Annotated in this window: 10 protein-coding genes and 1 other annotated feature; of the genes, 4 read left to right on the plus strand and 6 right to left on the minus strand. The window is 43.0% G+C overall.

Annotation, left to right across the window (positions count from 1 at the left end):
- Nucleotides 1–122 precede the first annotated feature (122 nt).
- Complete coding sequence (trpR, locus tag AB6E54_RS06990; RefSeq protein WP_017059358.1) at nt 123–416, plus strand: trp operon repressor; 294 nt, start codon at nt 123–125, stop codon at nt 414–416.
- Between the two features lie 128 nt (nt 417–544).
- Here the strand turns inward: trpR and yjjX are convergent, their stop codons facing one another.
- From yjjX to AB6E54_RS07020, 6 genes are all read right to left on the minus strand, one after another.
- Nucleotides 545–1066 (minus strand): inosine/xanthosine triphosphatase, encoded by a 522-nt coding sequence (gene yjjX, locus AB6E54_RS06995; RefSeq protein ID WP_017062855.1) that lies wholly within the window; start codon nt 1064–1066, stop codon nt 545–547.
- Nucleotides 1029–3407 (minus strand): bifunctional diguanylate cyclase/phosphodiesterase, encoded by a 2379-nt coding sequence (locus AB6E54_RS07000; RefSeq protein WP_102428688.1) that lies wholly within the window; start codon nt 3405–3407, stop codon nt 1029–1031. The genes yjjX and AB6E54_RS07000 overlap by 38 nt, the downstream gene beginning before the upstream one ends.
- Nucleotides 3408–3740: 333 nt before the next feature.
- Nucleotides 3741–4916 (minus strand): prephenate dehydratase, encoded by a 1176-nt coding sequence (gene pheA / locus AB6E54_RS07005; protein WP_017059361.1) that lies wholly within the window; start codon nt 4914–4916, stop codon nt 3741–3743.
- Between the two features lie 12 nt (nt 4917–4928).
- Nucleotides 4929–5050, minus strand: a sequence feature (Phe leader region).
- A gap of 110 nt (nt 5051–5160) precedes the next feature.
- Entirely contained in the window at nt 5161–5496 is a 336-nt protein-coding gene (gene hpf, locus AB6E54_RS07010; RefSeq protein WP_004735034.1) for a ribosome hibernation-promoting factor, HPF/YfiA family, read from the minus strand.
- 424 nt (nt 5497–5920) lie between these two features.
- Nucleotides 5921–7345 carry a transporter substrate-binding domain-containing protein gene (locus AB6E54_RS07015; protein ID WP_372106063.1) on the minus strand — a complete coding sequence of 475 codons (1425 nt, stop codon included), beginning with the start codon at nt 7343–7345 and terminating at the stop codon, nt 5921–5923.
- A gap of 141 nt (nt 7346–7486) precedes the next feature.
- Complete coding sequence (locus tag AB6E54_RS07020; RefSeq protein ID WP_017059363.1) at nt 7487–8215, minus strand: outer membrane protein assembly factor BamD; 729 nt, start codon at nt 8213–8215, stop codon at nt 7487–7489.
- A gap of 137 nt (nt 8216–8352) precedes the next feature.
- On the opposite strand from AB6E54_RS07020, the gene rluD reads away from it, so the two are divergent.
- The 3 genes from rluD (at nt 8353) to clpB (ending at nt 12786) form a co-directional block, all read left to right on the plus strand.
- The gene (gene rluD, locus AB6E54_RS07025; protein ID WP_017059364.1) at nt 8353–9327 is read left to right on the plus strand and encodes a 23S rRNA pseudouridine(1911/1915/1917) synthase RluD; all 975 of its coding nucleotides are present in this window, start codon (nt 8353–8355) and stop codon (nt 9325–9327) included.
- 2 nt (nt 9328–9329) lie between these two features.
- Nucleotides 9330–10070 carry a peptidoglycan editing factor PgeF gene (pgeF, locus tag AB6E54_RS07030; protein WP_065584732.1) on the plus strand — a complete coding sequence of 247 codons (741 nt, stop codon included), beginning with the start codon at nt 9330–9332 and terminating at the stop codon, nt 10068–10070.
- 142 nt (nt 10071–10212) lie between these two features.
- Nucleotides 10213–12786 (plus strand): ATP-dependent chaperone ClpB, encoded by a 2574-nt coding sequence (gene clpB, locus AB6E54_RS07035; RefSeq protein WP_372106065.1) that lies wholly within the window; start codon nt 10213–10215, stop codon nt 12784–12786.
- The last annotated feature ends 669 nt before the right edge of the window (nt 12787–13455 follow it).

Raw genomic sequence — 13455 nt, forward strand, 5'->3', positions numbered from 1 at the left:
AACCATTTCCACTTACTGCCTTTTTACATTGGATCGCATCAAGTGTTTCGGTATAAAGTGTTAAACGCTTTCAATCGTTAAGCGACTCTTTAAAGTCAGAATTTAAAAGTAAGTGTAGAGATATGGCATCACAACCTGAATATGATAATTGGCAACAACTGATGGACTTGGTAAAGACGGCTGTCGAAAAAGATCAGCACGAGCTGTTGTTGACTATGATGATGACACCAGACGAGCGAGATGCTCTGGTTGCTCGAATTAATATCTTCTGTGAGCTGATGAAAGGCGATATGTCTCAACGACAGGTGAGTCAAATGCTGGGCGTAGGCGTAGCGACGATAACCAGAGGCTCAAATGAGCTAAAGGCCAAATCTGAGCAAGAGAAAGTCGTGATCGCCGACCTATTGCTAAAGTAATAATGGAATTAAGCTATCACGCGATAGTATGAATACGAATTCGATAAAAAACGCTAACTGGATGTTAGCGTTTTTTGTTTCTGAAGATTGTTCTTGGAATCTTTTGAAGTTTAAGGAAGCCTCAAATACTAAATAGGAAAGTGTTCAGGATTCACAAATGGGATCAGAGCCAAAATTAAAGCTTGATGATAGACCGAACTGCGTGACAATTGGTTATGTGTCAGTAGGCCAATGGCACCACCTTTCTGTTTGATATTGTCGGTACCAAACACTTCATCCATCACATCCCCTAACTCGTTTGCATGCTCTAGTTTCTCAAGCACGGCTGGTGGCAGCATCAGACTTGCTGAACGAGACTCGCCACGTTGGCCATTCGTTTCGATCACCATCCAGGCAAAGGTGACGTTTGTTTCTATTCCCGCTTCTAGACCAACATAGAAGTCTGCATCAGGCTGAGCTTGAGTTGCGTTGTGAACTCGATTCACGGCACCTTGATAGGTTTCATCATTGCTCATCGGTTGATCGGCGACACCACTAGGAACGCTGATGCCTTGGAAATCAAATTCAGTATCAGGAAAAGCAGATAAGAACGCACTTTTAACGGCGTTGATTTTAGCTGGGTTCAGCGATGCGATGATTACAGATTTCATGTGTCGGATTCTTTTTGTTGTCGATTAGATTGAGTTGATGTTGTCGGTACCAGTCACTCAATTCTTCTAGTGGCATGGGTTTACCAAAGTAATAGCCTTGCAGCATATCGCACTGTGCATCCTGTAACCACTGGTGCATGCCCTGAGTTTCAATCCCTTCGGCGGTGACCTTTTTCCCTTGAGCATGACACAACCCGATAACCGGTTTTACGATGTTCTGGTTATTGGTCTCAATCAAGGTATCCAAAAACGCTTTATCCAATTTAATTTTCTGAGTTGGATACTGCACCAGTTGAGTGATAGAGGTGTAACCGGAACCAAAATCATCAATCGCAAGTCGATAGCCCATGCATGCCAGTTCGTTCAGCAATGGAAAACCTTCTGAATTTGAGTAAAAGGTTTCAGTGATTTCAAAATCGATTAGGCTTGGTGGAATTCGATTTAACTCCGCGTGTTCTTTAATGAAACCCGCAAGATGAGTGGTTTCAATGCCAGCAGAAGATAGGTTGATCGACAATTGAATTGAGTGATCAAATTGAGCCTGAAGTCGATGGAATGAAGCAAACGCATTCTGTATTACCCAGCGGTCAACATGTTCAAACAGCCCGGTTTGTTCGGCTATTGGAATGAACTCATCAGGTGGAACTAAACCAAGTTGTTTCGAATCCCAGCGCAATAAAACCTCAACACCAATAATATGGGCTCCGGTTGAATCCATATAGGGCATATAGACGAGTCTAAATTCGTCATCAAAGTTCTTGTCTCTGAGTGCTCGCTCGATGTTTGCTTGGCGTTGAATTACTTTGTCTAAATCTCTTGAATAGTCAGCAAATTGGTTTTTACCGGCACGCTTGGCTTGGTACATCGCGGTATCCGCGTTGGACAGAAGCTTCTCGATTGAGTTGCCATCATTAGGGTAGGTCGCAATACCAATACTGACCGTGATCGGAAAGCTGCCTGATTCGGTGACAAAGCCTTTTTGCAGTGGAGTGAGCAAATCGTTCGAGAATCGATGCGCGACATTTCCTCGGTGACTAGGAGCGTTAATGTAGACAACGAACTCGTCTCCAGAAAGTCGGGCTGGCATACAATGAGCGTCGAATTCCTCTTTATAATGACGACAAATATCTGAAATACGCTGAGCAAAAGAAACCAGAATCGAGTCGCCGATTTGATGCCCGTATTTGTCGTTCACAAACTTGAAGTTGTCCAAGTCAAAATAGAGAACCCAGGTTTCGGTATTCGAACTCGGTTTTGGCAACGATTGCTGAACGAAGGTTTGAAACTGATGCCTATTGGCTATTTGGGTTAACTGATCATTTTCGGCCAAGAGCTTGGTTTGCTGGTAGGTGTTGTCTAGCTCTTGGTACATGTCATAAAAACGCTGTGATAAGCGGCCAAGTTCATCACGAGTGCCTAAGCGTTCAATGTTCTTACGTTGTTTTTTTTCGACTTGCTGTAGCTGTCGATCGAGCCGTGTTATTGGAGTAATCACAGTGCGAGACAGAAGCATGAGTAGCAGAGCGACAGTCACAAACGCAGACAGGGCAAACGACAAACTCAGCTTGTTCCAAATTGAATCGAGCTTGTTTTCTAATAGGAATTGCGCCGGATCGACCGTGGCGTACAGTTCTGGAGCAAGCTTGACTGAGTGGGTGACATCATTTTCCAAAGAAACCGCTATGGATGTGAAGAATAAACTGGTTTGGTAGTCGAACTCTATCTGTTTTCTCAGCGCATTAAATTTGTCGAGAGAGACAGAGACAACAACAAAGAACACATCGTCGGGTTGATTGTTAACGGTTGGGAAAATCGCTTTTCTATCTACCTTGTCATAGTGAACCAACATCCCTTCGCCTTGGGAGTTTTGAATATAGTTGGTACTCGATGTTGCTAAGGTGTCTTGATAGTGCAGGTCAACATACTCCAATATCTTACTGTCAATCTGAGTGCGTGAGTCATTGCTATTATCCGCGTAATAACGCAGTTTTCGATCACCATTAAGAAGCGCTAAACCTGTATAGCTTTCATCGTCATCTTGCAGGAAATGAATGGCTTCTCGAAGATTACTGACCAGTTCAAGATCGCGAGATAGATTTTGATCAGTGAGAAAATAACGCTTCACCATATCACTCTGGGTCAAGGTGTAAGAGTAGCTATTGAGGAACGAACGAGATTGGCGAAAGTATCCGGCTAGTTTTTCCATGTTCAGTTGAAGTGCGTTGTCTTCGCGTTTGATGAAACTGCTTTTTTGCGTCGAATAAATAATATAGCTAGAAGCCGCGGTACTGATCAGTATCACAGGGGCTATTAGTAGTAAGATTTTAGTACTTAGCTTCATAGTTAATGACAACACTATTTATAAATTAAGCGCATAAGTTTATGTTACTTAATGCTTACTCGCTATTAATTATACGTAGTTCGATGATTTCCTGTGAAGGGGGTAAGGTTTTGTCTTTATTGATAAAAAAAGCCACTAATGAGTTTTTGTTAGAAAGGCTCAAGTAGTGGAGAGAGTAAGCGTGCCGAATGTGCGAAACAAGTGAATTGTGTTTCAGGCATGCTAGGGTGAGTTTTCTTAGCGAGAATAGTACTCGACTAGAGGGTGATTTAAGTATTTGGCCTGCTGTAGGCCAAATACTTATGTTAGCTAAAAGCTGATACTCACTTTCAGCTATGACAACTTAACTTGAGTCGCTTTGATGTTCTCACTTGGGTAGCAACCCAACACCTTAAGGTGGCGAGTAATGGCTGTTAGTTCCGTTATCGCTTGTTGCATATTATCTGAATCCAGATGCGCCTCTAAATCGACATAGAACATCTCTTCCCAAGGGTTACCCATGATAGGACGAGATTCTAGCTTAGTCATGTTGATGCCTAAGCGTTGCAGGATCAGTAGTGTTTCTACCAAAGAACCCGCCTCTTGAGATGTCGACATGATGAGCGTTGTTTTCGCTGGTATTTGAGTCGATACTTCAACAGGCTTACGCGCCACAACGATGAAACGAGTGTGGTTCTCTGTTTGGTTTGCAATATTGCTCTGGATTGGCTGTAGTCCATAAAGCTTACCGCTCGATGCATTACCAATAGCAGCTACGTCATTACCACCCAATTCTTTAACTTTTTTCATTGCATCAGCGGTGCTTGCGCAAGACTCAAGGTTGACACCCTTAAGGCGGCTCAAGAACTCACTGCATTGTTGATGAGGTTGTGGGTGCGAGTAGAGTGTTTTGATGTCTTCTAAACGGATATCACTTTTAGCAACAAGGCAGTGCTCAATCGGTTGAGAAAGTTCGCCAACAATGTATAGAGTCGTATGCTGTAACAGGTCGTAGACCTCGTTAATTGACCCTGAACTGGTGTTCTCAATCGGCAGGACACCGTAGTCGGCATGGCCAGACTCTACTGTTGATGCGACTTCTTTGAAGTGATTACAGTTCAGCTCAATCAATTCCATATTCTTGCGGCTGAAGTATTCGCGGCTCGCAAGGTGAGAATACGATCCCTTAGAACCTAAGAATGCAACGCGAGCCAATGGTTTACGGCTTTGCGGGTTCGCTAGGTTTTGTAAGTATGACTGTTGTAGTAAAACGGAATCTTCGATGATGGTGTGAAACAGCTTGGTAATGTACTGCGCATCAAGTTCGTATTTATCTTTGCCGTTGTTGATCAGCTTAACTAATAGTTGTTGTTCTCGTACTGCATCACGAACTGGTTTTGATGTCTCTACTTTGCTTTTAGCGACTTCGATACTTAGCTTGCGACGCTCTGAAAGTAACTTCAGGAGTTCGTCGTCTAAATCATTAAGACGAAGGCGGATATCATCCAGTGAAATTGAGCGGTCAGTCATAAATGTGTCCTTATAAAAAAGCCTCCCTAGTGTGGGAGGCTTCTTGTTCGTTTTTGACTTGTTTTTCTAAAACGACTTAGCCTCCGATTTACGGAAGAAAAAAGAAGTCAAAAATAAACAAAGATTGAGTGTGCATAAAAAGTGATTGTTTTATGAATGTTTAAACACAATAAGCAAGCGAGCTACGAGCGTCAAGCAAAAAAATAGCGCCCTGAGGCGCTATTTTTTAATCTGTTCTCTTTCCTTATTCTACTTCAGCTTCTAGCTCTTCGATTTCAGGCTTTTCAGCGCGGCGCGCTTCTGGTTTATGGCGTAGCTTGTTGAGTTGACGCTCTAGTTTTTGTTCTACTTCGTTGATCGCTACGTAGAGGTCGTCATGGATTGATGAAGCAACAAGTTGGCCTTTTGGTACGGTTAGTACCGCTTCAAATTTCTTCTTCTTGTTTGGTTCTTCGCTAAAGCTCGCTTGGCAGCCAATGATGTCTACTTGCCATTTATCTAGCTTTTTAAATTTGCTTTCTATGTGATCACGGATTGCAGAGGTAATGTCGATGTTTTTACCAGTGATGTTCATTTTCATAGAAGTTTTCCTCTGTTGTATCCCTCATGGGTTAACTTCAGATTACGACTTTTAGGAATAAAGAATGTGATCTAGATCTTGTTTTGGTTGGGTGGGATAAGCATTAAAATCAAATGTGATCTTACGCAAGTCTTAGTATCTTTTTGGCGAAAAATGCTTGTTATCCTTATGAAAAACGATAACTTGGAGGCAAGGCTTCGCTAAAAATTAAATCAGTTTTTAGGGGCGTCCTACAGCCTATGGAAAGTGCTTGATTGAAATTTACTCAATAGTGTTTTGTGATATAGGTCTTGTAATATAGGTCGCTACATAAGCTTCTTCAGAATTAGATAAACAAAAGCCGCATAAGTATTCTTATGCGGCTTTTGTGTTTTTTAGCTTTACCTAATACCTTTGGCTCCCCAGCTCTGGGATGGAGGCGATCCTAGTCGTTAGTGTTCAGTAATCTCGCTGTGCCGTCCTCTCGGATAGCATTGATAGCTTGTAATTGTTTATAGATTACGAAGTAACGATTGATGTTGGCAACATAGGTTACGGGTTCTTTACTCACGTATTTGCGAGTGATGATTTCTACGTTTTTAAACCAGATGTTTGGGTTGTAACCTTTCTGCTTGGCAATGCTCCTCATCTTTCTGATCTTAGCAGGACCAGCGTTGTAAGAAGCCAAGGTAAAGTAGATTTGATTGTCGGGTGATATTGCCGGGTCGTCAAAATATCGGTCTTTGATAAAGCGCATATACTTCACACCCGCATGGATGTTGTTATCCACCTTATGGATGTTCTTGATGTTGACGTTTTTATCTTTGGCGGTACTCGGTAATACCTGCATCACACCAATAGCCCCGCGATGAGAAATCCGGCTCTGATCCAGTCCTGATTCTTGGAAACCTTGAGCTGACATCATCAAAGGATCAAATTCATACTTGCTCGAATACTTTTCAAAGACATCTGAGAGTTTAGCTACTCGGTCTACTTTATTGGGGTTGAGTGCTCGGCCTAACCAGCGAGTATTGTCGATGTATTTCTGGTAGATGACATTCCCAAGCAGGGTGCCTGTTCGTGCGGTCTTGACGTATTTGTTTATCTCTTTCTTCAGTTGAGGGCTGTCTTTTCTTAAAGCCCAAGCAATACGACCATTTTCTCGTAAAGGTAAGTCGTTATGGACTTGAATGTTTTCCATTACATCGATCCAGAGCTTGGCTTTATGGTTATCCAGAATTGTGCCTTGTATATAACCTTGGTTAACCAGTTCTATCAGCTCGTAGTCTTGTAATGACTCCTCGATAAAGTGGACATGCAGTGGTGGTAAACCTAGCTCGTTAAGCTCCTTATTAACTCTTTGTACACTCTCGAAGTAACTCGAGCTTGCTCGTATCCACACCTCTTTGCCACTCAATTGCTTGATTTCGGTGATAGGTTCGGCCTTTTTCCCTGTGATAATGAGTTCTTTACCATCTTTAATCATCGGATCCGAAAAATCGATGGTTCGTAATCGTTTATCGGTGATCGTTAGGTTAGCGACAGCGACATCACCATAGCCAGACTCTAAAGAGGGAAGTAGATCATCTCGTTGCACGGGGATGATTTGAACATTGAGATAGGGATTTTTCTTACGAAGGCTTTTCTCAAAGTGGTAGAGCATTTCTGCCACGATGCCTTTTGGCTTGCCATCCTCGATGTAATAGAAACCAAGATCGGCAGACACTAGCACTCTAACCGTTCCTTTGGTTTTGAGCACATCCAAGTCACCCATGTAAGGCTTATTGCTTAATGGAGACAGTTCTAATGCGTAGGATAAGTGGCTAAATAGCGATATCCAGATAAATAATAACAACCTACTCACATCCACACTCCATGTTGATGTTTTGTTAAAAGTTATCTTTTGAAGATACCGTGTATTATGCGATCCATCAAGTTTGCGATATGTAGATGAAAAAAAAGCGCGCTAGTAAATTAGCGCGCTTTTAGGATTGAGATGTAAGAGGTTTGATTAAGGTAGTGGGTTTAACTCAATCAACTTTTCTGTTCTTAACACAGCGTCATCTAGGCCGAGTTGTTGATAAGCTTTTAGCTGGATATCTAAAGACTTACGCGCAGCAATGGTGTCTGGGTAAGTTTTTTGCAGCTCTTGCGTTCTGTTGATCGCAGCAATCCAAGCTTCGCGGCGTAGGTAGAAATCAGCGGTTGCTAAGTCATACTCTGCTAGGCGGTTCTTAAGTGCGAACATGCGTTTTTGTGCATCTTCAGCATAAGGGCTACTAGGGAAACGTTCGAGTAGTCGCTTGAAGTCAGCAAACGCAAGTTTCACTGGTTCAGGATCTCGGTCACTACGGTCGATATTAAAAATATCGTGCATGAAGTTTCGGTCTTGCGCCATGTGCGTTAAGCCGCGCATGTAAAGAACCCAGTCTTGTTTCTCATGCGTTGGGTTCAAACGTAGGAAACGTGAAATGGTAGCGAGGCCAAGTGCCAAGTCATCATTTTTGTAGTAAGCGTAAATCAGATCGAGCTGTACTTGCTCAGAATAGGCGCCGAATGGGTAACGTGAGTCTAGGGCTTCTAGCTTTTCTATTGCTGAAAGCCAGCTACCGCTCTGCAGTGATTCTTGAGCGTCAGAGTAGAGAACCGATGGTGGTACATCTGGCACTATCTCTTCACTACTTGAACAACCAACCAAGAGTGATACGGCTAATAGACCCGATAAAGTAAGGTGTTTCATGTCAGGCGTCGATTCCTTGAATTAAATATTTCGTAAGCTTCCGTTACTTTCTAACCAGTAACAGATACAATGATGCAATTATTCTATTTTATCCATACTAATGGGTATTAGTCTCACGGTTTTTAAAAAAGTTCGATATGGCTCAGCAGATCACATTAACAGACACAGTAAAAAGCAGCCAGTTAGGTCAACGTTTAGACCAAGCTGTCGCTGAACTATTTACCGATTTTTCTCGCTCTCGCATTAAAGAGTGGCTTCTTGACGGCAAAATCCAAGTGGATGGCGAAGTTATTACAAAGCCGCGCGTTAAGGTTTTGGGCGGTGAAGAGATCATCTTGCAAGCTGAACTTGCAGATGAAGAGCGCTGGGAAGCACAAGATATTCCTCTAAACATTGTCTACGAAGATGATGACTTATTGGTTATCAATAAGCCTCGCGATCTGGTTGTACACCCAGGCGCAGGCACACCGGATGGAACCATACTAAACGCATTGCTTTTCCATTACCCACAGATTGCAGAAGTGCCTCGTGCAGGTATTGTGCACCGTCTTGATAAAGACACAACAGGTCTTATGGTTGTGGCTAAAACGGTTCCAGCTCAAACTCGTCTTGTGCGTGCTCTTGCTAAGCGTCGTATTACTCGTGAATATGAAGCAATTGCAATTGGCAAAATGACCGCTGGTGGTGTGGTAGAGAAAGGCATTAGCCGTCATGCAACTAAGCGTACCTTGATGGATGTAAATGAATTAGGAAAGCCAGCGGTAACTCACTACCGTGTTGCTGAGCACTTCCGCGAGCATACTCGTATTCGTCTACGCCTAGAAACGGGTCGTACTCACCAAATTCGTGTTCACATGTCATACCTTCAGCATCCGCTGCTAGGTGACGTTGCATACGGTGGTCGTGCTCGTATTCCAAAAGGTGCATCTGAAGAACTAACAACAATGATTCGTTCTTTTGATCGCCAAGCACTGCACGCCGTTATGCTTAAATTTGTTCACCCAATTACAGGTGAAGAAGTTGAGTTCCACGCTCCTGTGCCAAATGACATGGTCGTGATGGCTGAAGCGTTACGTGTTGATGCGCGCGAAAACTTGGAAGACGACATTTAATCATGTCGATGATCATCCCTAACTGGAATGCACCAAAAAACGTGAAAGCATTTGCTTCGACACGTTTTGATGGTTTTTCTACTGGTGCGTATCAAGGATTAAACCTAGGTACGCATGTTGGGGATGATGCTTCGCTTGTTGAAAACAACAGAGCCTGGCTCAAGCAACACGCTAATATGCCTGCCGCTCCGGTATGGCTACATCAAACTCACTCAACAGATGTCGTTACGGTTTTACACCCTACGGCAGATATTCTTGATGCTGACGGTGCATTTACCACAGCTAAAGATGTTGTTTGTTCTGCGATGACAGCCGATTGCTTACCTGTAATCCTTACTGATACCAAAGGCACTCAAGTTGCTGCAGTTCATGCTGGTTGGCGTGGTCTTGCTGGTGGCATTCTTGAAAATGCCGTCGCAAAGTTTTCAAACTTAGGTTCAGAGAATAAGATCATTGCTTGGCTTGGTCCTGCAATAGGCAAACAAGCTTTTGAAGTAGGCGATGATGTGTTGGAAGCTTTCGTTAGTTTTGACTCTCAAGCTAAGCTCGCATTTGAAGCCAAAGCTGAACCAGGCAAATGGCTAGCGAATATGTCTCAGCTTGCAACGCAACGACTGAACAAAGTTGGTGTAACTTCTGTGACAGACTCTAATCTATGTACCTTCGCTGATGCCGATGCGTTCTATTCTTATCGTCGTGATGGTATTACTGGACGCCAAGCTACTTTTATTTGGTTAGAGTAACCTTTAACTAGTGCAACCAGTCATCCAGCTCATTTATATTTTTATAACAGCTCTATTCTTCATTCTTATCCCTTGAAAATCCGCGTTACCGTATCCATCTTCTAACCATAAGATAAACATATCTAAGAGTAGGAAGGTTGGCATGCGTCTCGATCGATTCACTAGTAAATTCCAAATTGCGATATCTGATGCTCAGTCGCTCGCATTAGGTCGTGATCACCAATATATAGAGCCTGTGCACCTAATGGTGTCTTTGCTTAATCAAGATGGTAGTGCAATTCGTCCATTGCTCACCATGCTGAATATTGATGTGGTTCAATTGCGTTCAAAGCTAAGCGAAATATTAGACCGTGTACCGAAAGTAAGTGGTATCGGTGGTGATGTTCAACTGTCGAATGCAATGGGTACTTTGTTCAACCTATGTGACAAGGTCGCACAAAAGCGTCAAGACACATACATTTCTTCGGAAGTCTTCCTACTTGCCGCAATTGAAGATAAAGGCCCTTTAGGTAACCTGCTTAAAGAGCTAGGTCTTACTGAGCAAAAATTATCTCAAGCTATCGAGCAGGTTCGTGGCGGTCAAAAAGTTGATGACCCAAATGCCGAAGACCGACGCCAAGCGTTAGAGAAGTTCACCATCGATCTGACTGAAAGAGCGGAGCAAGGCAAGCTGGATCCGGTAATTGGCCGAGATGACGAAATCCGCCGTACTATCCAAGTACTTCAGCGTCGTACTAAGAACAACCCAGTCATTATCGGTGAACCTGGTGTTGGTAAGACAGCTATCGTTGAAGGTTTGGCTCAGCGCATTATTAACAATGAAGTGCCAGAAGGTTTAAGAGGCCGACGCGTACTTTCATTAGACATGGGTGCTTTGGTAGCTGGCGCTAAATATCGTGGTGAGTTTGAAGAGCGTTTGAAGTCAGTCCTCAATGAATTGTCTAAAGAAGAGGGCAATATCATTCTCTTCATCGATGAAATTCATACTATGGTCGGCGCTGGTAAAGGTGAAGGCTCTATGGATGCCGGTAACATGCTAAAACCAGCGTTGGCTCGTGGTGAACTCCACTGTGTTGGCGCAACGACTCTTGATGAATACCGTCAATACATAGAGAAAGATCCAGCGTTAGAGCGCCGCTTCCAAAAAGTGCTTGTCGATGAACCAACGGTTGAAGACACGGTGGCGATTCTTCGTGGTTTGAAAGAGCGCTATGAACTTCATCATCATGTAGAAATTACCGACCCAGCAATCGTGGCTGCAGCAACACTATCTCATCGATACGTTTCTGATCGTCAACTGCCGGATAAAGCGATTGATCTGATTGATGAAGCGGCTTCGAGTATCCGTATGCAGATCGACTCAAAACCTGAGTCGCTAGATAAGCTCGAGCGTAAAATCATTCAATTGAAGATCGAGCAGCAAGCTCTTACCAATGAAAATGATGAAGCCAGTGAAAAACGCCTTCGAACATTACAAGAAGAGCTTTCTGACAAAGAACGAGATTTCGCAGAGCTTGAAGAAGTGTGGAATGCAGAGAAAGCCGCGCTTTCTGGCACGCAACACATCAAGTCAGAGCTAGAACAAGCTCGTATGGATATGGATTTTGCGAGACGTGCTGGTGATCTTAACCGAATGTCTGAATTGCAATACGGTCGAATCCCAGAATTAGAGAAGCAGTTAGATCTTGCGACTCAAGCTGAAATGCAAGAAATGACGCTGCTGCGTAATAAGGTCACTGATGCAGAAATTGCAGACGTGCTATCGAAGCAAACAGGCATACCTGTTTCTAAAATGCTAGAAGCCGAGAAAGAGAAGCTTCTTAAAATGGAAGGTGTTCTACATAAGCGAGTTATTGGCCAAGCGGAAGCAGTCGAAGTGGTATCGAATGCGATTCGTCGTAGCCGTGCAGGTTTATCTGATCCAAACAAGCCGATTGGATCTTTCTTATTCCTTGGTCCAACTGGCGTTGGTAAAACGGAGTTGTGTAAAACACTCGCGAACTTCATGTTTGATAGTGACGATGCAATGGTGCGTATCGACATGTCTGAGTTTATGGAGAAACACTCTGTTGCTCGTTTGGTTGGTGCTCCTCCGGGTTACGTTGGATATGAAGAAGGTGGTTACTTAACAGAAGCAGTGCGTCGCAAGCCTTATTCAGTGATTTTGCTAGATGAAGTAGAGAAAGCGCATCCTGATGTTTTCAATATCTTATTGCAGGTGCTTGATGATGGACGCTTAACTGATGGACAAGGTCGTACAGTCGATTTTAGAAACACGGTAGTGATCATGACATCCAACCTTGGCTCTTCGAGAATTCAAGAGAACTTCAATACGCTCGACTACCAAGGAATAAAGAATGAAGTGATGGAAGTGGTAGGTAAACATTTCCGTCCTGAGTTTTTGAACCGAGTTGATGAAAGCGTGGTGTTCCATCCATTGGGTCAAGAGCACATTCAGTCGATAGCCGCTATTCAGCTTAAGCACCTTAAGAAGAGAATGGAAGACAATGGTTATGAGCTTGAAGTTTCGGATAAAGCACTCAAGTTAATTTCTCAAGTTGGTTTTGATCCAGTATATGGTGCACGACCTTTGAAAAGAGCGATTCAACAAAGTGTCGAGAACCCGTTAGCGAAAGCGATACTGGCAGGAAAAATTAATCCAGATAAGAAAGTGCAGCTATTAGTAAACAACGACCGCATTATTGCTCACCAATAGTTGAAGTAAGAACGGTAGGTACGATTGGCCGAAATTAAGGCTTAATCGTACCTATTTTAAACGCTTTGTGTGAATAGTGTTCGAACGGTCGCCGGTGGCGGCTTTTTTTCGTTTTTAGCCTTGTACAAAGGATTATTCTCTCTATAATGCGCCTCCGTTGCCAAGGATAACCAAGCGGTTTGAACTGAGTAACAAGACGGTGATAAGCATTTAAGATGCTTTGAAAAATTAGCTGGAAAAAGTGTTTGACACTGGAATCTAATCCGCTAGAATGGCCGTCCACTTCGAGAGGCTCCTTACTAAAAGGAAGGCTCAACAAGTAAAGCTCTTTAACAATTTAAACCTATCAATCTGTGTGGGCACTCGTTGATGAATATCAAAACGTTTTATCGTTAGATAAAACAGATTCTTCGGAATCAAAATTGATTTCAATGAACTGAGTGACCAATACGTTTAACTACTTGTAGTTATTCGGCACAGTCAATTCATTACCATTCTGTTCCTATTTATTTAAGAAGAGAGGGGTAATAGCTTTAGAATTACATGTTTCTGTTCTTTTTCGAAAGAGCGGTAAATATTAGTTTTGAAGTCAGTATTCGTTGAGTCACAAAATCTTAAATTGAAGAGTTTGATCATGGCTCAGATTGAACGCTGGCGGCAGGCCTAACA

The organism is Vibrio sp. 10N.247.311.49 (assembly GCF_041467655.1).
In the GTDB taxonomy this organism is placed as follows: domain Bacteria; phylum Pseudomonadota; class Gammaproteobacteria; order Enterobacterales; family Vibrionaceae; genus Vibrio; species Vibrio crassostreae_C.

Coding starts and splice junctions, on each gene's coding strand:
- trpR (WP_017059358.1), top strand. CDS start 123: ATGGCATCACAACCTGAATATGATAATTGGCAACAACTGATGGACTTG.
- yjjX (WP_017062855.1), bottom strand. CDS start 1,066: ATGAAATCTGTAATCATCGCATCGCTGAACCCAGCTAAAATCAACGCC.
- AB6E54_RS07000 (WP_102428688.1), bottom strand. CDS start 3,407: ATGAAGCTAAGTACTAAAATCTTACTACTAATAGCCCCTGTGATACTG.
- pheA (WP_017059361.1), bottom strand. CDS start 4,916: ATGACTGACCGCTCAATTTCACTGGATGATATCCGCCTTCGTCTTAAT.
- hpf (WP_004735034.1), bottom strand. CDS start 5,496: ATGAAAATGAACATCACTGGTAAAAACATCGACATTACCTCTGCAATC.
- AB6E54_RS07020 (WP_017059363.1), bottom strand. CDS start 8,215: ATGAAACACCTTACTTTATCGGGTCTATTAGCCGTATCACTCTTGGTT.
- rluD (WP_017059364.1), top strand. CDS start 8,353: ATGGCTCAGCAGATCACATTAACAGACACAGTAAAAAGCAGCCAGTTA.
- pgeF (WP_065584732.1), top strand. CDS start 9,330: ATGTCGATGATCATCCCTAACTGGAATGCACCAAAAAACGTGAAAGCA.
- clpB (WP_372106065.1), top strand. CDS start 10,213: ATGCGTCTCGATCGATTCACTAGTAAATTCCAAATTGCGATATCTGAT.